Genomic DNA, 20,256 nt, shown 5'->3' on the forward strand with positions numbered 1-20,256 from the left:
CCGGGAATCGAACACCCTGCAGGGCGATGTGCCGGCCGCCGGCAGCGGTGCGGCTCGGCGGGGTCGGCCTCGGCGACACCGTGCTGGTGCTGGGGCCGGGCACCATCGGCCAGGGGCTGGCGCTGATGGCGCGCGCGGCGGGGGCGGGGCGGGTGGTGATCGCCGGCCGCGCCGACGCGCCGCGCTTCGCGGTGCTGCGGCGGCTGGGCTTCACCGATCTCGTCGATGTCGCCGAGGCGCCGTTGGCCGAGGGGGTGCGGGCGCTGACCGGCGGCGCGGTGGATGTGGTGCTGGAGGCGACGGGCCATCCGCCCTCCGTCACCGAGGCGCTCGGCGTGCTGCGGCGGGATGGCGTGCTGGTGGTGGCCGGCATCCACGCGGCGCCGCTCACCCTGCCGCTCACCGACTTCGTCCGCAACCGGCACCAGCTCCGTGCCTCGCACGGCTCGGCCCGTGGCACCTGGGACCGCGTGCTGGCCCTGCTGGCGCGCGACCCGGAGGGCTTCCGGCCGATGATCACGCACCGCCTGCCGCTCGAACGCGGCCTGGAGGGGTTCGAACTGTCCCGCCAGCGTGCCGCCAGCAAGGTGATCCTGACCCCATGAACGAGATCGTCATCGGCGCCGCGGACCGCGTCGCGCTCGTCACCGGCGCCGCGCGCGGCCTCGGCGCCGCCATCGGCCGCAGCCTGGCCGAGGCCGGGCATCCGGTGGTGCTCGCCGATGTGCTGGAGGGCGTGGAGGCCCTGGCGGCCACGCTGAACGCCGCCGGCCACCGGGCCCGCGCGCTGCGGCTCGACGTGGCGGACGAGGACGCCATCGGCCGCCTGCCGGAGACGCTGGGCCCCTGGTGGGCGGCGCTGGGCGTGCTGGTGAACAATGCCGGCATCTCGCCCAAGGTGGAGGGCCGCAAGCGGCTGGTCGAGGAGATCCCGACGGAGGAATGGCGGCGGGTGATGGACGTCAACCTGACCGGCCCCTTCCTGCTCTGCCGCGCCGCCATCCCGGTGCTGAAGCGGCGCGGCTGGGGCCGCGTCGTGATGATGACCAGCCAGGCCGCGCATGTGCCGAGCAGCATCACCGGCGCCTATTACGGGGCCTCCAAGGCGGGGCTGATGGGCTTCGCGCGCAACCTCGCGGTCGAGCTCGGGTCCTTCGGCATCACCGTCAACAGCGTGGCGCCCGGGCGCATCCGCACGGACATGGTGGCCGGCGCCGCGCCGGGGATGAACGAGGCCTTCCTGGCGCGCATTCCGCTCGGCCGGCTGGGGGAGCCGGCGGAGGTGGGCGCGGTGGTGCGCTTCCTGGCCTCGGACGAGGCCGCCTACCTGACTGGCACGACCATCGACGTCGGCGGCGGCAGCTACATGCCCTGAGCCGCCACCCCGGCGGACAACGACATTCGGGAGGAAAGAATCATGCAGAGACGGACGCTGCTGGCGGCCGGGGCCGCCGGCCTCTTCGCGCCCCATCTGGCCCGCGCCGCCACCTGGCCGGAGCGGGAGATCACCATCATCGTCCAGTACGGACCGGGTGGCTCGACCGATGTCTCCACCCGCGCCATCGCGGCGGAGATGGAGAAGATCCTGGGCGTGCCGGTGCAGATCGTGAACCGGCCCGGCGGGCAGGGCACGGTCGGGCCGCAGCAGGTGGCCGCCGCCCGGCCGGACGGCTACACGCTCGGCACCACCGGCCTCGCCGGCCTGGCCATCGCGCCGCACATGCTGGACGTGCCCTACAGCGCCGACAGCTTCGCCTTCCTGCCGGCCTTCGCGCGCTACCTCTACGGCATCGCCGTGCGGGCGGAATCGCCGCACCGGACGCTGGCCGACCTCATCGCCGCGGCCAAGGCGAAGCGCACCACCTTCGGCGCCACCGGCGCGCCCAACAACATCGGCATGTTCGACCTGGCGCGGCTGACCGGCGCGCGCTTCCAGTTCGTGCCCTTCGGCTCGGGCGCGGAGGCGGTGACGGCGGCGATCGGCGGCCATGTCGAGGCGGTGATCCAGAACCCGCCGGAAATGCTGCCGGCACTGGAATCCGGCCGCCTGCGCCTGCTCGCCTCGGCCAGCGCCGGGCGCTGGAAGGAGTTCCCCGAGGTGCCGACGCTGCGCGAGCAGGGGCACGAGGTGGTGGTCGATTCCATGATCGGCTTCATCGGACCCAAGGGCATCCCGGAGGAACGGCGCGCCGTGCTGGCGCGCGCCGTCCTGGAGGCGGCGCAGAAGCCGGCGCTCGCCGAGATCCTGGGCCGCTTCGGCATGGTGCCCTCGCTGATGCAGGCCGCGGAGTTCGAGACCACGGTGCGCCAGGCGCATGACCGCTTCGGGCCACAGCTCCGCGAGGCCGGCCTGGCCCGGAAGCGCTGAGGCCATGATGACCCGCACCGCGCGCGGGGTCGCCCTGGGCGGCCTGGTCTTCGCCGCGCTGGCCTGGTGGGAGGCCTCGCGCCTGGAGACCTGGGGCTGGGACGGCCCGGGCCCCGGCCTGATGCCTCAGGCCCTGTCGATCCTGATCGCCCTGGCGGCGCTGGCGGTGCTGGTCTGGCCGGGCGACCCGGCGGCGGAGGCGGAAGGCGGCGCGGCACCCTTCCGCGACCGCACCTTCCTCGCCTATGTCCTGGCCATGCTGGGGGCCGCCGCCGCGGTGCCCTTCCTGGGCTTCGTGCTGCCGATGCTGGCGGCGACCACGCTGATGCTGCGCCTGGGCGAGCGCAGCTCCTGGACCGAGGCGCTGCTCTACGCCCTGCTGCTGGCGGCCGGCGTCGTGCTGCTTTTCGGCACGGCGCTCGGCGTGCCGTTCCCCGCCGGGCCGGTCGAGCGGGCGCTGAGCGGGCTCGGCCTGCTGCGCGGAAGCTGAGCCATGATGGACGGCCTGCTGCACGGCTTCGCCGTGCTCTCCACCTGGCAGAATCTGAGCCTCTGCCTGCTCGGCGCCTTTCTCGGCACGCTGGTCGGCGTGCTGCCGGGCCTCGGTCCCGCCACCACCATCGCCCTGCTGCTGCCGATCACGCTGAAGCTCGACCCGACCGGGGCGATCATCCTGCTCGCCGGCATCTACTACGGCGTCGCCTATGGCGGCACGCTGACCTCGGTGCTGATGCGCATCCCCGGCGAGGCCTCCTCCGTCGTCACCTGCCTCGACGGCTACGAGATGGCGCGCAGGGGGCGGGCCGGGGCGGCGCTCGGCGTCGCCGCCATCGGCTCCTTCTTCGCCAGCACCGTGGGCATCCTCGGCGTCATGCTGCTCTCGCCGCTGCTGGCCGAGCTGGTCATCGCCTTCGGCCCCTGGGAATACGCGGCGCTGATGCTGGCCGGCCTGTCGCTGATCGCCTTCTTCGCCGCCTCCGGCCTGGCCAAGGCGGCGCTGATGGCGCTGCTCGGCCTGTTCCTCGGCTCGGTCGGCATCGATCCCATCGCCGGCACGCCGCGCTTCACCTTCGGCATCCCGGAGCTGGTGGACGGGATCAACATCACGCCGCTGGCGCTCGGCCTGTTCGGCCTGTCGGAGCTGCTCTTCCTGGCGCTGGCCCGCCCCGGCAAGGCCGAGATCCTGCGGCCGCCCAACTCGCTGCTGGGCTTCCTGCCGAACCGCGAGGAGGCGCGGCGCTCGGTGGCGCCGGTGCTGCGCGGCTCGGTGCTGGGCTTCCTGGTCGGGCTGCTGCCGGGGGGCGGGGCGGTGCTGGCCTCCTTCCTCTCCTATGCCGTGGAGCGGCGGCTGACGCGGCGGCCGGAGGAATTCGGCCGGGGCGCGGTGGAGGGCGTGGCGGGGCCGGAGGCGGCGAACAATTCCGGCACCGCCGGCGCCTTCATCCCGCTGCTGACGCTGGGCATCCCGTCCAACGCCGTCACCGCCCTGCTGCTCGGCGCGCTGCTGATCCACGGCGTGCAGCCGGGCCCGATGATCCTGGAGCGGCAGCCCGAGATCTACTGGGGCGTCATCGCCTCGATGTATCTCGGCAACCTGATCCTGCTGGTGCTGAACCTGCCGCTGGTCGGGCTTTTCGTGCGCGCCCTGGAGATCCCGCGCCGCTTCATGGCGGCGGCGATCCTCTCGATCTGCGTCATCGGCGTCTACAGCACCAATCTCGCGACCTTCGACATCCTGCTGGCGGTGGGCTTCGGCCTGCTCGGCTTCGCGCTGCGCCGGGGCGGCTTCGACCTCGGGCCGCTGATCCTGGCCTATGTGCTGGGGCCGACCTTCGAGCGCTCGCTGCGCCAGGGCCTGCTGATCGCGGATGGCAACCTGCTGGAGCTGGCCGACCGGCCGATCGCGCTGGGCTTCATCCTGGCGGCGGTGGCGACGCTGGCCGGCGCGGTGCTGCTGCGCAACCGGGCGCGCGTGGCGGACTGACGGCGCGAAGGGGCGCCCGGAGCGATGCCGGGCGCCCCTTCGGCGCGGCGGGAGGGGATCGCTCTCCCGGTGGTCGCCTTCCCGGCGGCCGGCTCAGCGCGCGGCGAGCGTCGCGGGCGCGGCCGAGGGGGCCAGATAGACCACCTCCGAATGCTGGCCGCCGATCAGCACCGGGATGCCCGGGGCCTGGCGGCCGAGGGCGGGATCGTCATAGGCGATCCGGCCCGACTGGCCCTGGCCGGCGAAGCGCGCATAGCCGCCGCCGACGACATTGCCGCGATAGGCCTCGTCATACCGGACGGCGAAGTTCTCGCCCTGGCCGGTGACCGTCAGGAAGTCCCGCGCCTGGACAGGGGCCAGGGCGGCAGTGGTGCCGAGCAGGGCGGCGGCGGCGAGGAGGGTGCGGAGGGTGGACATGGAATGGAGCCTTTGTGGGAGTGGGGCGCCCCCGGTGGAGCGCTGTTGAAAGTGATATTGAGCGCGATATCATCGTGCGCGACCTATAATCCGGCAGGCCAGCCATGCGCGACAATATTGCGCGATCACGTCGCGCACGACTTATATGCCTGGCAGCCTTCCCCCTCAGGAGCCCCGCCATGACTCCGCACGACACCCCCGAACCGGACAGTCCCGAAGGGAATGCCCCGGACCTCGACGAACTGCTCTGCTTCGCCATCCATTCCACGGCGCATGCCATCCAGCGCGCCAACAAGCCGCTGCTGGACCGGTTGGGCCTGACCTATCCGCAGTACCTCGTCATGGTCGTGCTGTGGTCCGCCGACGGGCAGACGGTGGGCGCCATCGGCGACCGCCTCTTCCTGGAGAGCAGCACCCTGACGCCGCTGCTCAAGCGGCTGCAGGCGGCCGGCCTGGTCGAGCGGCAGCGCGACGCGGCGGATGAGCGGCAGGTGCGGATCCGCCTGACGGCGGCCGGCCGCGCCCTGCGCGGCAAGGCCTGCGAGAAGCCGGCCTGGATGGGGCACTGCTTCGGCGGCGAGGAGGAGGCGCGGGCGCTGCAGCGGGCGATCCTGCGCCTGCGGGACGCGGTGACGCGGGAGCCGGGGGTGAGCTGAGGCCGGAGCGCCGGCCGGCCCCCCCCCTTCCGCCTTCAGGCATGGCCTTCCGAGGTGGCGTCATCCCGGGCCGACGCCTGCCCGTGCCCCTGGCGCTGCGCCATGGCTCGCGCCACCACGTAGAAGACCGGGGTGAAGAACAGGCCGAAGAGCGTCACGCCCAGCATGCCGGCGAAGACCGCCGTGCCCAGGCTCTGCCGCATCTCCGCCCCCGCCCCGGTGGCGATGGCGAGCGGCAGCACGCCGAGGATGAAGGCCAGCGAGGTCATCAGGATCGGCCGCAGCCGCGTGCGCGCCGCCGCCGCCGCCGCCGCCCAGCGGTCCAGCCCCTGCTGCTCCGCCTGCCGCGCGAACTCGACGATCAGGATGGCGTTCTTGGCGGCCAGCCCGATGAGCACGACCAGCCCGATCTGCACCAGCACGTTGTTGTCCAGCCCGCGCCAGGCGATGCCGGCCAGCGCCGCCAGCACGGACATCGGCGCGATCATCACCACCGCGAGCGGCAGCAGCCAGCTCTCGTAGAGCGCCGCCAGCAGCAGGAAGACGAAGACCACGGCGAGGCCGAAGGCGATGGGCGCGGTATTGCCCTGGGTCGTCTCCTGCAGGGCGATCTCGGTCCATTCGTAGCCGTAGCCCCGCGGCAGGGTCTCGGCCAGCACCGCCTGCATCGCCGCGATCGCCTGGCCGGTGGAATAGCCCGGCGCCGCCGCACCCTGCACCTCGGCCGCCGGAAACAGGTTGTAGCGTGGCACGCGATAGGGGCCGGTATCCGGCTCCAGCCGCGCCAGGGCGCCGATCGGCACCATCTCGCCATCGACATTGCGGGCGCGCAGCAGGGCGACGTCGCGCGGGGTGCGGCGCTGCGCCTCCTCGGCCTGGGCGGTGACGCGGTAGGTGCGGCCGAGGATGTTGAAGTCGTTGACGAAGGCGGAGCCGAGATAGATCGACAGCGTCTCGGACACGCGGTCGAGCGGCACGCCCAGCATCTCCGCCTTGCCGCGGTCCACCTCGGCGCGCAGCGAGGGCGTCGCGGTGCTGAACAGGGTGAAGGCCATGGCGATCTCGGGCCGCGCCGCCGCCGCCGCCACCACCCGCTGCGTCACCGCCTCCAGCGCGTGGCCGCCGCGGTCGCCGTGATCCTGCACATAGAGCTTGAAGCCGCCGCCGGTGCCGATGCCGGAGACCGAGGGCGGCGGGATGACCAGGCCGAGCGCGTCGCGCTGCCGGCCGATGGCGGCCTGCACGGCGCCGATCAGCGCCGGATAGGCGATGCCCTCCTCCGCGCGCTTCTCGAAGCTCTGCAGCGTGACGAAGATCACGCCGGTGTTCGGCGCGTTGGTGAAGGTGGCGCCGTCGAAGCCGGTGAACATGACGGTGTCCGCCACGCCCGGCACCTTCAGCACCGCCTCGGAGGCGGCGCGCATCACCCTGTCGGTGCGGTCCAGCGTGGCGCCGGGCGGCAGCTGGAAGGCGGCGATGAGATAGCCGCGGTCGAGCGGCGGGATCAGCCCGGTGGGGGTCGTGCGCACCACCTGGCCGGTCAGCGCCAGCAGGCCGGCGAAGAGGATCAGCACGATGGCGGAGACCCGCACCAGCCGCCGCGTCAGCGCCCCGTAGCCGAGCGACAGCGCGTCGAAGGCGCGGTTGAAGCCCCGGAAGAACAGGCCGAAGGGCGCGCCCAGCACCCGTCGCCAGCCGCGGGGCGGGTGCTGTGCGTGCGGCCGCAGCAGCAGCGCCGCCAGCGCCGGCGAGAGGGTGAGCGAGACCAGGGCGGAGAGCAGCGTCGCCACCGCGATGGTCACGGCGAACTGGCGGTAGAAGGCGCCGGAGAGCCCCTCGATGAAGGCCGTCGGCACGAAGACGGCGCAGAGCACGAGGGCGATGGCGAGCAGGGCGAAGCCGACCTCGTCCATGGTGCGCCGCGTCGCCGTCACCGGGTCCAGCCCCGCCGCCAGGTGCCGCTCCACATTCTCGACCACGACGATGGCGTCGTCCACGACGATGCCGATGGCCAGGATCAGCCCGAACATGGACAGGCTGTTGAGCGAGATGCCGAGCGCGCCCATGAAGGCGAAGGTGCCGATGATCGAGACCGGGATGGCGGCCAGCGGGATGATCGAGGCGCGCCAGGACTGCAGGAACAGGATCACCACCAGCACGACGAGGAGGATGGCCTCGACGAAGGTGTGCAGCACCGCCTCCATCGACTGCTCGATGAACTGCGTGGTGTCGTAGACGATGCGGTAGGCGACGCCGGGCGGGAAGTCGCGCTCCGCCTGCGCCAGCGTCGCCTTCAGCGCCGCCGCCGTGGCCAGGGCATTGGAGCCGGGCCGCTGGAAGATCGGCATGGCGACGGCGCTCGTGCCGCTCAGATAGGCGCGCATCGTGTAGTCCTGGCTGCCCAGCTCGACGCGGGCGATGTCGCGCAGCCGCAGCGGCGCGCCGCCGGCCTCCGTCGCGACCACGATATCGGCGAAGTCCGCCGCGTCGCGCAGCCGGCCGAGCGCCTGGATGTTGAGCTGGAAGGCCTCGCCGCCGCCGGCCCCCGTGGGCGGGTGGTTGAGCCCGCCGGCGGCGACCTGGACATTGGCGCGGCGCAGCGCCGCGACCACCTCGCCCGGCGTCAGGCCGCGCGCGGCGATGCGCGCCGGGTCGAGCCAGACCCGCATGGCATAGTCGCCGCCGCCGCCGAAGAGCTGCACGTCGCCGACGCCGTCGAGCCGCGCCAGCCGGTCCTTCAGGGCCAGGGTGGCGTAGTTGGCGAGATACTGGTCGCTGCGCGAGCCGTCGGGCGAGACCAGATGGACGACCATCATGATGTCGGGCGAGGCCTTCTTCACGATGAGCCCGAGGGCGCGCACCTCGGCCGGCAGACGCGGCTCGGCGATGGCGACGCGGTTCTGCACCAGCACCTGCGCCTGATCGATGTCGGTGCCCTGGCGGAAGACGACGTTGATGGTGAGCCGGCCATCGCCGGTCGCCTGGGAGCCGACATAGAGCATGCCCTCGACGCCGTTGATCTCCTGCTCGATCGGCGAGGCCACGGTGTTGGCGATGGTCTCGGCGGAGGCGCCCGGATACTGCGCCGTGATGGTCACGGTGGGCGGGGCGATCTCGGGATACTCGCTGATCGGCAGCCGCGTCGCGGCGATGGCGCCGATCAGCAGGATGGCGATCGAGATGACGGCGGCGAAGACCGGCCGGCCGACGAAGAACTGGGCGAAGCGCATGGCGCGGCTCCTCAGCGGATGGCGGCGAGGCGGCCGTTTGGCCCGGCCGCCTCGGCGCTGACGCGGCTGCCGGGCCGCGCCAGATGCAGTCCGGCGGTGATGACCCGGTCCTGCGGCGAGAGGCCCGCGCGCACCACGCGCAGCCCGTCCACCACCGGGCCCAGCTCCACCGGCTTGGCCACGACCGTGCCATCGGCGGCGACGGTCATGACGACGCGGCTGGCCTGGTCGGCGGCGATGGCGGCATCGGGCACCAGCAGCCGCTCGCCCTGGCCGGCCGGCAGGCGCAGCCGCGCGAAGCCGCCCGGGGTCAGCAGCAGGTCGGGATTGGGCAGCACGGCGCGGGCGCGCAGCGTGCCGGAGCGGGGGCGCAGCTCGCTGTCGAGGAAGTCGAGCTGGCCGGTGCGCGGCCACTCCGCCTCGTCGGCCAGGCGCAGGCCGACGGTCAGCGGGGCGGCACCCGGCCGCGCCCCGCCGCGCCGGGCGAGGCGCAGATAGTCCGCCTCGCTCATGTCGAAGCTGGCATAGACCGGATCGAGGGCCAGGATGGTGGTGAGCAGCGTGCCGCCCGCCTGCACCAGGTTGCCGGCATCGACGCGGCGGTCCGAGGCGCGGCCGGATTGCGGCGCGCGCACCTCGGTCCAGTCCAGCTCCAGCGCCGCCTGCCGCACCCGCGCCTCCGCCCCGGCCAGCTCGGCCTCGGCCTGCCGCTCGGCGGCGCGGCGGCTGTCGAGCTGCGCCTCGGGGGCGATGCGGCGCTCGACCAGCGGCAGGCTGCGGCGGGTCTCCTGCCGGGCCAGGGCCAGCCTGGCGCGGGCGCCATCCCGTGCCGCCTCGGCATCGCGCAACGCGATCTCGAAGGGGCGCCGGTCGAGGGTGAAGAGGAGATCCCCGGCCCGGACGACCTGCCCGTCGCGGAAATGCACCGCCTCGACCAGGCCAGAGACGCGGGGGCGCAGCTCCACCCGCGCCGAGGGCTCGATGCGGGCGATGTGCTCCTCCCATTCGGTCAGGTCGCGGCGCAGCGGCGTGGCGACGGTGACGGTGGGGAGCGGGTCCTGCGCGGCGGCTGTGGTGGGGAGCAGCAGGGGAAGGGCCAGCGGGGCGGCCAGCAGCAGGGCGCGGAGAGGACGGGACTTGCGGATGAGGGTCGGCATTGCCTATCTCCAGGGCCGGATGATACCGACCGGTTCGTAACATGGATACGAACCGGTCGGTCACATTGCAAGCCCGCGGCGGACATGCTTCTCCAGCCGCGCCGCGCAAGAAGGAGTGAGGAGAGAACCGTGGCCCGCAACAAGGACGAGGACCGCCGCCCGGCGGCGCAGAGATTGCGGGATGTCGCGCGCGATCTCTTCTACCGGCAGGGCATCCGCGCCACCGGCGTCGAGGAACTCTGCCGCGTCGCGGGCACCACCAAGATCAGCCTCTACCGCGCCTTCCCCTCGAAGGACGAGCTGATCGCCGAGGTGCTGCGCGACGATTGCAGCGAGGATTCCTGCTGGTTCGAGACGGCCGTCGAGCCGGGGACGCCGCCGCGGGAGCGGCCGCGCGCCTATCTGCGGGCGGCGGTGGAGGTGCTGCGGCAGCCCGGCTTCCGGGGCTGCCCGATGGGCATGGCGATCGTGGAATTCCCCGACCCGCAGCACCCGGCGCGGCAGGTGACGGATGCCTACAAGCAGAAGGTGCGGTGCGACCTGCGGCGGATCTGCGCCGAGGCCGGCGCGGCGGAGCCGGACACGATGGGGGACGCCCTGCTGCTGCTGATCGAGGGCGCCTTTGCCGCCGCGCCCTATCTCGGCGCCGCCGAGGCCGCCGATGCGCTGGAGCGGGCCGGCCTGCGGCTGATCGGCGGCCTGCTGCCGCCGGCGGGCACGGCTGGCTGAGCCGGCGGGTCAGCGCCGCGCTTCCTCCTCCGTGTCCGGCTGATTGGCGGCCGAGTCCAGGATATGGGACCGCACGCTGGCGGCGACGCGCACCGGGTCGCCGCCGCGCAGGGCCGTCAGGATCTCGCCATGCCCCTCGGCGCTGCGGCGCAGCGCCCGCATGGAGGGCCAGAGCACCAGCGGCCACAGCCGCGCCCGGTCCCGCACCTCCAGCGCCAGCTCCACCAGCGCGCGGTTCGGCGCGAAGCCGTAGAGCGTGTCGTGGAAGTCGAGATTGGTGGCGCTCTGGCTGGCCGGACTGCCCTCGGCGATGGCCCGCTCGAAGGCGGCGGCCTTGGCCTCCAGCAGGGCCAAGGCGGCGTCGTCCAGCCGGGGCAGGGCGGTGAGCGCGGCCTCCGCCTCCAGCAGCGCCCGCACCTCCAGCATCTCGCCGATGCGCCGCCGGTCGGGCGTGGCGACACGGAAGCCGCGATTGGGCACATGCTCGACGGTCTGGCGCAGCGCCAGCTCCGCCAGGGCAGCGCGGATGTCGAAGCGCGTGGCGCCGAAGCGCTCCTCCAGATCCACCTGCCGCAGCCATTCGCCGGCGCGGTAGGCGCCGCCGCGGATGGCGGTGGCGAGCTCGGCGGCCAGCGGGCGGCGGGCGCGGGGCAGGCGGGCCATGATCGTCCGGTCCTGTGGTGGAAAAGGGATTGCGGGGATCGTCAAAGGGGACCTAGCATATTGGCGCCAATAATTGCGCCAAAGAGCGCCGGGGTGAACCCCTCCACAGGGAGGCGGGCCCCGTCAGGGAGGACACGCCAATGACCTCGATCGGGCGCCGCGCCACGCTAGCCCTGCCCGGCCTGCTGCTGCCCGCCGGCCTGCGGGCGCAGGGCGCCACCGGAGCGCCGGCCGGCTATCCCCAGGGCTACCAGGAGGTGGTCGCCGGAGCGGAGCGCGAGGGCAGCCTGCTGGTCTATTCCATCATGTCGGCCGAGAACTGGCGGCCGGTGCTGGAAGGCTTCAACCGCCGCTATCCCAAGGTGAAGGTGGAGACGCTGGATCTCCCCAACTCGCGCGAGGTGTTCGAGCGCTACCTGGCCGAGCGTGGCACCAACAGCCGCACCGCCGACCTCCTCGCCACCGCCGATCCCTCGGGCTGGATCGAGTTCCAGCAACGCGGCGAGGTGATGCCCTACGAATCGCCCGAGATCGCCGCCTGGCCCGCCTGGTCGCGCCCCTGGCCCGGTGTCTATACCGTCTCGGCGGATCCGCTGGTCTTCATCTTCAACAAGATGCTGGTGCCGGAGGCGCAGCAGCCGAAGACCTTCGCGCAGTTCACCGAGCTGGCCGTGGAGAACCGCAGCCGCTGGCGCAACAAGCTGACCAGCTACGGCGCGCATTTCGGCGGCTTCGGCTACTCGGCCAATTTCGGCTTCGTGCAGAAGCACGGCGACAGGGCCTGGGAATGGTTCCGCCAGATCGCCCCCGCCCAGCCACGCTGGGAACGCTCCGGCGGGCCGATGACGGAGAAGGTCACCTCCGGCGAGTATGTCGCCGGCTGGTTCGTCTCCGCCATCACCTTCTGGCCCCGGCTGAACGACCCGGCGCGGGCGCGTGTGCTGGGCTGGAACTTCATCGGCGACGGGCAGCTCGTGATCCTGCGCGGCATGGCCATTCCGAAGGGCGCGCGCAACGTCAACGCGGCGAAGCTGCTGTTGGACTACATCGCCTCGGACGAGGGGCAGCGCGCCTTCGGCCGTGGCGGCCTGACCCCCGCCCGGCCCGACGTGCGTCCCGGCGAGGGCATCCGCCACACCTACAGCTCGATCACCGAGGCCGTGGGCGGCGAGCAGAACATCGCCTTCATCGACTACAATCCGGCCATCCTCAGCGAATACCAGCACTTCCTGGACCGCTGGAAGCAAGCCTACGGCGTGAGCTGAGCCGATGAGCCTGGCCCTCGACCGGCCGGACGCGCCGCCCGCGCAGCCGGCCATCCCGCGCGCCATTCCCATCCAGTACGGCACCGCCATCCTGGTGCTCGTGCTGGTGGCGGCGCCGCTCCTGCCCGTGCTGCTGCAATCGGTGCTGGACGGCGCGCTCTACGAGCCGGAGTACAACCTGACGCTGGCGAACTTCGCGCGGCTGGCGCGCACCGAGGGCTTCGGCACGGTGCTGCTGAACACCGTGCTGCTGGCGGCGCTGACGACGCTGGTGGCGCAGGTCGTGGGCACGCTCGCCGCCATCCTGTTCGGCCGCACCGACCTGCCGCTGGCGCGGGCGATGAGCGAGTTCTTCCTCTGGCCGCTCTATCTCTCCGCGCTGGTCCTCTCCTTCGGCTGGTACGCGGTCTATGGCCCCTCGGGCTATGTCACCCTGCTCTGGCAGTCGCTGTTCGGCGACGCGCCCTGGACGCTCTATTCGCTCTGGGGCATGGCGGTCATCGCCGGTGTCTCGCAGGCGCCGCTGGCCTATATCTACTGCCTGTCCTCCGCCACCATCACCGATCCCTCGCTGGAGGAGGCCGCGCGGGTGTCCGGCGCCGGCACGGCGCGCACCCTCTGGCGGGTGACGCTGCCGCTGATGAAGCCCGCCATCGCCTACAGTGCCGTGCTGAACTTCACCGTGGGGCTCGAGCTTCTCTCGATTCCGCTGATCTTCGGCGATCCCGCCGGCATCCCCGTGCTCACCACCTTCCTGTTCAACAACGGCGTCTCCTCGCCGCGCCCGGACCACGGCCTCGTCGCCACGGCGGCGGCGCTGATGCTGGTGGTGGTGTGCTTCCTGGTCTGGCTGCAGGGGCGGATGCTGGGCAATACGCGCCGTTTCATCACACTGGGCGGCAAGGCCTCGCGCCCGCGCCCCTTCCGCCTCGGCGGGCTGCGCTGGCCGCTCTTCGCGCTGGCCGCGCTCTACATCCTGGCCACCGTCATCGCGCCGATCGGCACGCTGGTGCTGCGCGCCTTCACCGCCTTCCTCTCGCCCATGATCCCGATCGGCGAGGTGCTGACCACCGGCAACTTCACCCAGATCTTCGAGTATCCCGTCTATTCGCGCGCGGTCTGGAACTCCTTCGTGGTCAGCCTGGTCGGCGGCGCGCTGGCCACGGCGCTGATCGCCCTCATTGCCATCGTGGTGCACCGCTCGGAGTTCCGCTTCCGCGGCGCGCTGCAGTACCTGGCGCTGTTCCCCCGCGCGGTGCCGGGGGTGGTCGCCGGCATCGGCTTCTTCTACGCCTTCGCGCTGCTGCCGGGACTCGGCTTCCTGCGCAATTCCATCTGGATCCTGGTCATCGCCTTCACCATGCGCTTCATCCCGGCCGGGCTCGGCGCCGTCGCGCCGATGCTGCTGCAGGTCAGCCCGGATCTCGACCGCGCGGCGCGGGTGCAGGGGGCCGACTGGTGGCGGACCAGCCGCAGCATCCTGCTGCCGCTGATGCGCCCGGCCCTGGTCGGCTGCTTCACCATCCTCTTCATCTCCTTCTTCAAGGAGTATTCCACGGCGATCTTCCTCTTCGCCCCGGGCAGCGAGGTGATCGGCACGGCCCTGCTGCAACTCTGGGTGCAGGGCGAGGTCGGCCTCGTCGCCGCGCTGGCCACCATCCAGGTCGCGGTCATCGCCGTCTGCATCGCCGCGGTGCGCGGCATCTTCGGAGTGAAGCTGCATGGCTGACCTGACCATCCAGGGCCTGACCAAGCGCTTCGGCGGCGTCACCGCCGTCGAGGGGGTCGACCTGCACGTGGCGGATGGCGAGTTCGTCACCCTGCTCGGCCCCTCGGGCTGCGGCAAGTCCACCACCCTCGCCGCCGTGGCCGGGCTCGACCGCGCCGATGGCGGACGCATCCAGGTGGGCGACAGGGTCTATTTCGACGCCGCGAAGGGGATCTACCTGCCGCCGGAGGCGCGCAACTGCGGTCTTGTCTTCCAGAGCTACGCGCTCTGGCCTCACATGACGGTGGCCGACAACGTCGCCTTCCCCCTGACGCTGCGCAAGGTTCCCGCCGCCGAGCGTCGGCGCCGCATCGAGGAGGTGCTGGCGCTGGTCGAGATGGAGCGCTACGCCGCGCGCTACCCGCACGAGCTGTCGGGCGGGCAGCAGCAGCGCGTGGCGCTGGCCCGCACCCTGGTCTATCGCCCGGCCATCCTGCTGCTCGACGAGCCGCTCTCCAACCTCGACGCCAAGCTGCGCGACCGCGCCCGCGCCTGGCTGGCCGAGCTGCGCACCCGGCTCGGCCTCACCACCATCTATGTCACCCATGACCAGATCGAGGCGCTCTCGCTCTCGGACCGCATCGTGGTGATGAATGGCGGGCACATCGCGCAGATCGGCGCGCCGCAGCAGATCTACGAGCAGCCGGCCGATCCCTTCGTCGCCGACTTCATCGGCACCACCAACTTCCTGCCCGCCCGCGTGGTCGGCGCCGTCCCGGCCGGCGGCCGCGCCGTCCTGGAACTGGCCGACGGGCAGCGGCTGGAGACGGTGGCCGGGCGCGCCGCCGCCGCCGGCGAGCGCGTCACCCTGGCCTATCGCCCCGAGCAGATGCGCGTGGCGACGCCGGGCGCCGGGGCGGGGGAGGGCCCAGGAGAGGGCCCGGGGGAGGGCTCGGTGCTGGCGACGCGCATCACCAGTCGCTCCTATGTCGGCGGGCAATGGCAGGTGGGGCTCGACCTCGCCGGCGCCGCCATCCGGCTGGAGGCGCGCACGCCCCCGGCCGGGGACACGCTCGATCTCTGGCTGCCCCATGCGGGCGGCATCCTGTTCCGGGGAGGCGCCGATGTCGCCGCTTGAGACCACGCGGGGCGGCGGCCTGCCGCGCGCCGACTACACGCCGGAGGCGACCGGCCCGCTGCAGGGCGTGCGGGTGCTGGACCTCTCCCGCCTCGTCGCCGGCAACACGCTGACGCAGCACCTGGCGGATTTCGGCGCCACGGTGGACAAGGTGGAGCCGCGCGATGGCGACACGCTGCGCGGCTGGCGCGTGCGCGGTGTCGAGACCGCCTGGAAGGTGCATGGCCGCGGCAAGCGCAGCCTCTGCATCGACTTCCGCCACGGGGAGGCGATCCCGCTGATCCGCCGCCTCGTCCCCGGCGCGGCGATGCTGGTCGAGAGCTTCCGCCCCGGCACGCTGGAGGCGATGGGCCTGGCGCCGGAGGAGCTGCTCCGGCTGGAGCCCCGGCTCATCATCGTCCGCATCTCCGGCTGGGGGCAGGACGGGCCCTATTCCCGCCGGCCCGGCTTCGGCACGCTGGTCGAGGGCTTCACCGGCTTCGCCGAGATGAACGGCTTCGCCGACCGCGAGCCGGTGCTGCCGCCGATGTATCTCGCCGACACCATCGCCGGGCTGACCGGCGCCTTCGCCGCGATGGCGGCACTGCGCGAGGTGGAGATGCGCGGCGGCCAGGGCCAGGTGATCGACCTGCCGCTGCTCGACCCGCTCTTCACCGCGCTCGGCCCGCAGGCGGCGAACTACCGCCTCACCGGCAAGACCAAGCCGCGCACCGGCAGCCGCTCCACCGGCGCCGCGCCGCGCAATGTCTACCGCACCAGGGATGACGGCTGGGTCTGCCTCTCCGCCTCCACCCAGGGCATGGCGGAGCGGGTGCTGCGCTCCATCGGGCGCGGCGACCTCATCGACGATCCGCGCTTCCGCACCAACGAGCAGCGCGTGGCGCATGGCGAGGAGCTGGACGCCATCATCGGCGCTTTCATCGCACGCAGGACACTGGAGGAGAACGTGGCCTTCTTCGAAGCCGCCGAGGTCACCATCGGCCCGGTGAACGACATCGTCCGCGTCATGGGCGACCGGCACGTGCGGGCGCGTGCCCTGCTGGCCGAGTATCCGGACGAGGACATGGGGAGCTTTCCGATGCATGCCGTTCCCGCGCGCCTCTCCGGCACGCCCGGCGCGATCCGCGCACCGGCGCCGCGCCTCGGCCAGCACAGCCGCGACATCCTGGCGGCGCAGGGCTTCTCGCCGGACGAGATCGCGGCGGCGGCGGCCTCCGGCCTGGTGGTGACGGCATGACCCCGCATCCCGTCTGGCGCTCCGGCCTGTTCGTGCCGGTGAACGTGGAGCGCTTCCTGGCCCGCGCGCACGAGCGCGGCGCCGATGCCATCCAGCTCGACCTGGAGGACAGCATCGCCCCCGCCGACAAGCCGGAGGCCCGCCGCCGGGTGGAGGCCGCCGTGGCGCGGCTGCGGCGCGAGGCGCGCGCGGATATCCTGGTGCGCATCAACCAGCCGCTCGAGGATGCCGTGCGCGACCTGGAGGCGGCCGTCATCCCCGGTGTCGCCGCCATCATGGTGACCAAGGTGGAGGGCGCGGACCATCTGCGCCTGCTTGACGATCTGGTATCCCGCCTGGAGCAGGCGCGCGGCCTGCCGGCGGGGGGCATCCGCTTCGTCGCGCTGATCGAGGCGCCGGGGCCGCTGTCGCGCGCGCATGACATCGCCCGCGCCACGCCGCGGCTGGTGGGCCTCTCCCTCGGCGCTGAGGACTACGCCACAGCGATCGGCGGCGAGCCCTCGGAGGAGGTGCTGCTGATGCCCAAGCAGCAGATCCTGCAGGCGGCCACGGCCGCCGGCCTGATGCCGCTCGGCACCATCAGCACCGTGGCCGACTATTCCGACCTCGCCGCCTATGAGCGGGTGGTGCGCCGCTCCGCCGCCTTCGGCTTCGTCGGCGCCTCGGCCATCCACCCCTCGCAGGTGCCGGTGCTGAACGCCGGCTTCAGCCCCTCGCCCGCCCGGGTGGCGGAGGCGGAGCGGATCGTGGCGCTGGACCGGGAGGCGGCGGCGCAGGGACGCGGCTCCTTCGCCATCGACGGCAAAATGATCGACATCCCGATCGTCCGCCGCGCCGAGGCGCTGCTGGCGCGGGCGCGCGCCGTCGCCGCCCGCGCCGGGTGAGGCGGGGGCTACTCCGTCAGCCAGTGCGCGCTGCCGAGATCGACGGTGATGGCGACGGTGTCGCCCACCTCGTGCAGCCGCGGGACGCCGCTGAAGGGCATGTCCACCAGCACCTCGGCCTCGCCGACGCGCACGCCGTAGCGCAGGACGGGCCCGAGGAACTCGCGATGCGCCACGGTGCCGGTCAGGAGGCTGTCGGGCCGCGGCGGCGCCAGGCTCGCATCCTGCGGCCGGAACATCAGCCGCGCGCCCGGCGGGGGGCGCAGCCCGGCCGGCAGCGGCAGCGCCGGCCCGCCCTCCACCGCGAACCGCCCCTCGCGCGGCGTGCCCGCCAGGATGTTGGCGCTGCCCAGGAAGCCGGCGACGAACAGGTTCGCCGGCCGCGCGTAGAGCGCCATCGGCGTGTCCACCTGCTGCACGCTGCCCTCGCGGAACACCGCGATGCGGTCGCAGACCGTGTTCGCCTCCTCCTGGTCGTGCGTCACGAAGATCGCCGTCATGCCCAGGCTTCGCTGCAGGTCGCGCAACTCCCGCCGCACCTGCACGCGGAGCTTGGCGTCGAGGTTGGAGAGCGGCTCGTCGAGCAGCAGCAGGCGCGGGCGGATGGCGATGGTGCGCGCCACCGCGACGCGCTGCTGCTGGCCGCCCGAGAGGGCGGCGGGACGGCGGTCGGCGAGATGGGCGAGCCCCACCAGCCCGAGCGCCTGCTCGACTCGGGCAGCGATCTCGGCGCGGGGCAGGCGCCGCTCCTCGAGCCCGAAGGCGACGTTCTGCCGCACGCTCAGATGCGGCCAGAGCGCGTAGGACTGGAACACCATGCCGATGTCGCGCTTCCAGGGCGGCAGGGCCGAGATGTCCCGCCCCCCGACCAGGACGCGGCCGGTATCGGCCTGGTTGAAGCCGGCGATCAGCCGCAGCAGCGTCGTCTTGCCGCAGCCGGAGGGGCCGAGGAAGGCGAAGAACTCGCCGGGCCTGATCTCCAGCTCGACATCCTTCAGGACGTGGTTGCTGCCATAGGAGAGGTTGACCCCCTCGATCCGCACCCCCGCCGCCTGGCCGGCGACGGAGAGGGCGGCGGCCTCCTCCTCGCGCGGGCCGGGCGTCATGCCTGCCTCCCGCGCGTCCGCTGGCTGCGCTCGATGACGAGATGCGAGAGGAAGGTGCAGGCTCCGACCAGGATCACGGCGATCACCCCGAGGGCCGCGCCCGGGCCCCGGCCGGCGGCGGATTGCATGAAGACGTACAGGCCATAGGCCAGCGGGGCGTCGGCATTGGACTGCACGAGCATCAGCGTCGCGGACAGCTCGACGGCGGCCGTCGCGAAGCTGGAGATGAAGCCGGCCAGGATGCCGCCGGCCATCAGGGGAACGACGATGCGGCGCACGGTGCGGCCCTTGCTGGCGCCGAGATTCTCCGCCGCCTCCTCCAGCGAGACCGAGATCTGCTGCAGCGCGGCGTGGCAGGCGCGCAGGGCGTAGGGCAGGCGGCGGATGGCGAGCGCCAGGACGATGACGAGCCAGAGGCTGGCCAGCGGGCGGCCATCCGGCAGGGTCACGCCGTAGAAGCTGCGCAGATAGCCGATGCCCAGCACCACGCCGGGCACCGCGAGCGCGGCGCTCGCCGTCCAGTCCAGCCATTCGCGGCCGACCAGCCGCGTCCGCAGCACCAGATAGGCGATGGCGGTGCCGAGCACGACGTCGATCAGCGCCGCCAGCGAGGCATAGGTGACCGTGTTCCAGATATAGGCCGAGCTGTCGCTGAAGACGCGGGCGTAGTGGGCCAGGGTGAAGCCGTCGGGCAGCGGGCTGAAGGACCAGATGGTGGCCAGCGACAGCAGCAGCAGGCCGAGATGCGGCGCCAGCACCAGCGCCAGGATCAGCCCGACCGTGCCATAGGCCAGCGCCGCCTGGCCGGGGCCGAGGCGGCGCCTCGCCAGGCCGCCGCCGCCGCGCTGCACCGTGGCGTAGTCGCCGCGCCGGATGGCGCGCGCCGAGAGCCACATGGCCAGCACCGAGACGACGATCAGCACGACGCTGATCACATAGCCCATCGGATCCGCGAGGCCGATCGAGGTGATGCGCAGATAGGCCTGCGGCGCCAGCATCTCCTTGACGTTCAGCAGCAGCGGCGTCGCCAGGTCGTCGAAGACCTTGACGAAGACCAGCGAGGCGCCCGCGACATAGCCCGGCAGCGCCAGCGGGAAGACGATGCGGCGGAACAGGCGGAAGCCGGAGGAGCCGAGATTCTGCGCCGCCTCCTCCATGGCGCTGTCGATGTTGCGCAGCGCCGCCGAGAGGTTGACCAGGATGAAGGGGAAGTAGTGGACCGCCTGCACGAAGACGACGCCGTTCAGGCCTTCCATGAAGGGGATGTTGATGCCGGCCCAGTCGCCGAGCAGCAGGTTCACCGTGCCGTTGCGGCCGAAGAGCAGTTGCATGGCGACGGCGCCGGCGAAGGGCGGCATGATCAGCGGCAGGAAGCCCAGCGTCTGGATCAGCAGCGCGCCGCGGAAATGGAAGCGCACGGTGATGTAGGCGAGCGGCAGGGCGAAGAGCGAGGCCAGCAGCACCGTGGCGGCCGAGACATAGAGCGAGTTGAGGAAGGAGCGCACGAAAAGTTCCGTGCGGAAGGCGTCCCAGAAGTTCACCAGGGTGAAGGCACCGCTGCCCGGCTCGGTGAAGGCGACATACATCACCGTCGCCACCGGAAGGATCAGGAAGGCCGCGAGAAAGAGGGCGATGGCGATGGCCAGCGCCGCCTGCCCCGGCGTGAAGGCGCGCCGCCCGGCGCGCGGGCGGGAGAGGGTGGCGGACACGGGGC

Annotated in this window: 18 protein-coding genes; 12 read left to right on the plus strand and 6 right to left on the minus strand. The window is 72.7% G+C overall.

Features of this window, described 5'->3' with window-relative positions; genetic code table 11:
* The 5 genes from ACVMLK_RS06900 to ACVMLK_RS06920 form a co-directional block, all read left to right on the plus strand.
* On the plus strand, positions 1–605 hold a 605-nt coding region (locus tag ACVMLK_RS06900), incomplete at its 5' end, for a zinc-dependent alcohol dehydrogenase (protein WP_457485968.1).
* On the plus strand, positions 602–1,375 hold the full coding sequence (locus ACVMLK_RS06905) for an SDR family NAD(P)-dependent oxidoreductase (RefSeq protein WP_457485969.1): 774 nt from the start codon (positions 602–604) through the stop codon (positions 1,373–1,375). The genes ACVMLK_RS06900 and ACVMLK_RS06905, both read left to right, overlap by 4 nt.
* 42 nt (positions 1,376–1,417) lie before the next feature.
* On the plus strand, positions 1,418–2,368 hold the full coding sequence (locus tag ACVMLK_RS06910) for a tripartite tricarboxylate transporter substrate binding protein (RefSeq protein WP_457485970.1): 951 nt from the start codon (positions 1,418–1,420) through the stop codon (positions 2,366–2,368).
* Positions 2,369–2,372: 4 nt separating this feature from the next.
* Positions 2,373–2,858, plus strand: a complete 486-nt coding sequence (locus ACVMLK_RS06915) for a tripartite tricarboxylate transporter TctB family protein (protein ID WP_457485971.1) — start codon at positions 2,373–2,375, stop codon at positions 2,856–2,858.
* A gap of 3 nt (positions 2,859–2,861) precedes the next feature.
* Positions 2,862–4,352 (plus strand): tripartite tricarboxylate transporter permease, encoded by a 1,491-nt coding sequence (locus ACVMLK_RS06920; RefSeq protein WP_457485972.1) that lies wholly within the window; start codon positions 2,862–2,864, stop codon positions 4,350–4,352.
* A gap of 93 nt (positions 4,353–4,445) precedes the next feature.
* Here the strand turns inward: ACVMLK_RS06920 and ACVMLK_RS06925 are convergent, their stop codons facing one another.
* Positions 4,446–4,769 (minus strand): hypothetical protein, encoded by a 324-nt coding sequence (locus ACVMLK_RS06925; protein ID WP_198365435.1) that lies wholly within the window; start codon positions 4,767–4,769, stop codon positions 4,446–4,448.
* A 179-nt stretch (positions 4,770–4,948) separates the two neighbouring features.
* Here ACVMLK_RS06925 and ACVMLK_RS06930 point away from each other — a divergent pair, with 179 nt between their 5' ends.
* On the plus strand, positions 4,949–5,425 hold the full coding sequence (locus tag ACVMLK_RS06930) for a MarR family winged helix-turn-helix transcriptional regulator (RefSeq protein WP_198365436.1): 477 nt from the start codon (positions 4,949–4,951) through the stop codon (positions 5,423–5,425).
* Positions 5,426–5,460: 35 nt separating this feature from the next.
* Here the strand turns inward: ACVMLK_RS06930 and ACVMLK_RS06935 are convergent, their stop codons facing one another.
* A complete protein-coding gene (locus ACVMLK_RS06935; RefSeq protein ID WP_457485973.1) occupies positions 5,461–8,655 on the minus strand; it encodes an efflux RND transporter permease subunit in 3,195 nt (1,064 codons plus the stop codon).
* An 11-nt stretch (positions 8,656–8,666) separates the two neighbouring features.
* Positions 8,667–9,812 carry an efflux RND transporter periplasmic adaptor subunit gene (locus ACVMLK_RS06940; protein ID WP_198365438.1) on the minus strand — a complete coding sequence of 382 codons (1,146 nt, stop codon included), beginning with the start codon at positions 9,810–9,812 and terminating at the stop codon, positions 8,667–8,669.
* 129 nt (positions 9,813–9,941) lie between these two features.
* Here ACVMLK_RS06940 and ACVMLK_RS06945 point away from each other — a divergent pair, with 129 nt between their 5' ends.
* A complete protein-coding gene (locus ACVMLK_RS06945; RefSeq protein WP_370591939.1) occupies positions 9,942–10,541 on the plus strand; it encodes a TetR/AcrR family transcriptional regulator in 600 nt (199 codons plus the stop codon).
* 9 nt (positions 10,542–10,550) lie between these two features.
* Here the strand turns inward: ACVMLK_RS06945 and ACVMLK_RS06950 are convergent, their stop codons facing one another.
* Entirely contained in the window at positions 10,551–11,204 is a 654-nt protein-coding gene (locus tag ACVMLK_RS06950) for a GntR family transcriptional regulator (RefSeq protein WP_198365440.1), read from the minus strand.
* Between the two features lie 140 nt (positions 11,205–11,344).
* Here ACVMLK_RS06950 and ACVMLK_RS06955 point away from each other — a divergent pair, with 140 nt between their 5' ends.
* The 5 genes from ACVMLK_RS06955 to ACVMLK_RS06975 are packed head-to-tail and all read left to right on the plus strand — an operon-like array spanning position 11,345 to position 17,436.
* Positions 11,345–12,469, plus strand: coding sequence for an ABC transporter substrate-binding protein (locus ACVMLK_RS06955; protein ID WP_457485974.1), 1,125 nt, complete (start codon positions 11,345–11,347; stop codon positions 12,467–12,469).
* Positions 12,470–12,473: 4 nt separating this feature from the next.
* Entirely contained in the window at positions 12,474–14,198 is a 1,725-nt protein-coding gene (locus tag ACVMLK_RS06960; RefSeq protein ID WP_198365442.1) for an ABC transporter permease, read from the plus strand.
* Positions 14,191–15,315 carry an ABC transporter ATP-binding protein gene (locus ACVMLK_RS06965; RefSeq protein WP_457485975.1) on the plus strand — a complete coding sequence of 375 codons (1,125 nt, stop codon included), beginning with the start codon at positions 14,191–14,193 and terminating at the stop codon, positions 15,313–15,315. Before ACVMLK_RS06960 ends, ACVMLK_RS06965 begins: the two co-directional genes overlap by 8 nt.
* Complete coding sequence (locus tag ACVMLK_RS06970; RefSeq protein WP_232476923.1) at positions 15,302–16,552, plus strand: CaiB/BaiF CoA transferase family protein; 1,251 nt, start codon at positions 15,302–15,304, stop codon at positions 16,550–16,552. The genes ACVMLK_RS06965 and ACVMLK_RS06970 overlap by 14 nt, the downstream gene beginning before the upstream one ends.
* Positions 16,549–17,436, plus strand: a complete 888-nt coding sequence (locus tag ACVMLK_RS06975) for an HpcH/HpaI aldolase/citrate lyase family protein (protein ID WP_457485976.1) — start codon at positions 16,549–16,551, stop codon at positions 17,434–17,436. Before ACVMLK_RS06970 ends, ACVMLK_RS06975 begins: the two co-directional genes overlap by 4 nt.
* Before the next feature lie 8 nt (positions 17,437–17,444).
* On the opposite strand, the gene ACVMLK_RS06980 is transcribed toward ACVMLK_RS06975, so the two are convergent.
* A complete protein-coding gene (locus ACVMLK_RS06980; RefSeq protein WP_198365445.1) occupies positions 17,445–18,542 on the minus strand; it encodes an ABC transporter ATP-binding protein in 1,098 nt (365 codons plus the stop codon).
* Positions 18,539–20,251: an ABC transporter permease gene (locus ACVMLK_RS06985; protein ID WP_422922684.1), complete on the minus strand. Its 1,713-nt coding sequence runs from the start codon at positions 20,249–20,251 to the stop codon at positions 18,539–18,541. Before ACVMLK_RS06985 ends, ACVMLK_RS06980 begins: the two co-directional genes overlap by 4 nt.
* Positions 20,252–20,256: the final 5 nt, after the last annotated feature.

It is taken from the genome of Teichococcus aerofrigidensis (assembly GCF_054073225.1).

Coding starts and splice junctions, on each gene's coding strand:
- ACVMLK_RS06905 (WP_457485969.1), top strand. CDS start 602: ATGAACGAGATCGTCATCGGCGCCGCGGACCGCGTCGCGCTCGTCACC.
- ACVMLK_RS06910 (WP_457485970.1), top strand. CDS start 1,418: ATGCAGAGACGGACGCTGCTGGCGGCCGGGGCCGCCGGCCTCTTCGCG.
- ACVMLK_RS06915 (WP_457485971.1), top strand. CDS start 2,373: ATGATGACCCGCACCGCGCGCGGGGTCGCCCTGGGCGGCCTGGTCTTC.
- ACVMLK_RS06920 (WP_457485972.1), top strand. CDS start 2,862: ATGATGGACGGCCTGCTGCACGGCTTCGCCGTGCTCTCCACCTGGCAG.
- ACVMLK_RS06925 (WP_198365435.1), bottom strand. CDS start 4,769: ATGTCCACCCTCCGCACCCTCCTCGCCGCCGCCGCCCTGCTCGGCACC.
- ACVMLK_RS06930 (WP_198365436.1), top strand. CDS start 4,949: ATGACTCCGCACGACACCCCCGAACCGGACAGTCCCGAAGGGAATGCC.
- ACVMLK_RS06935 (WP_457485973.1), bottom strand. CDS start 8,655: ATGCGCTTCGCCCAGTTCTTCGTCGGCCGGCCGGTCTTCGCCGCCGTC.
- ACVMLK_RS06940 (WP_198365438.1), bottom strand. CDS start 9,812: ATGCCGACCCTCATCCGCAAGTCCCGTCCTCTCCGCGCCCTGCTGCTG.
- ACVMLK_RS06950 (WP_198365440.1), bottom strand. CDS start 11,204: ATGGCCCGCCTGCCCCGCGCCCGCCGCCCGCTGGCCGCCGAGCTCGCC.
- ACVMLK_RS06955 (WP_457485974.1), top strand. CDS start 11,345: ATGACCTCGATCGGGCGCCGCGCCACGCTAGCCCTGCCCGGCCTGCTG.
- ACVMLK_RS06960 (WP_198365442.1), top strand. CDS start 12,474: ATGAGCCTGGCCCTCGACCGGCCGGACGCGCCGCCCGCGCAGCCGGCC.
- ACVMLK_RS06965 (WP_457485975.1), top strand. CDS start 14,191: ATGGCTGACCTGACCATCCAGGGCCTGACCAAGCGCTTCGGCGGCGTC.
- ACVMLK_RS06970 (WP_232476923.1), top strand. CDS start 15,302: ATGTCGCCGCTTGAGACCACGCGGGGCGGCGGCCTGCCGCGCGCCGAC.
- ACVMLK_RS06975 (WP_457485976.1), top strand. CDS start 16,549: ATGACCCCGCATCCCGTCTGGCGCTCCGGCCTGTTCGTGCCGGTGAAC.
- ACVMLK_RS06980 (WP_198365445.1), bottom strand. CDS start 18,542: ATGACGCCCGGCCCGCGCGAGGAGGAGGCCGCCGCCCTCTCCGTCGCC.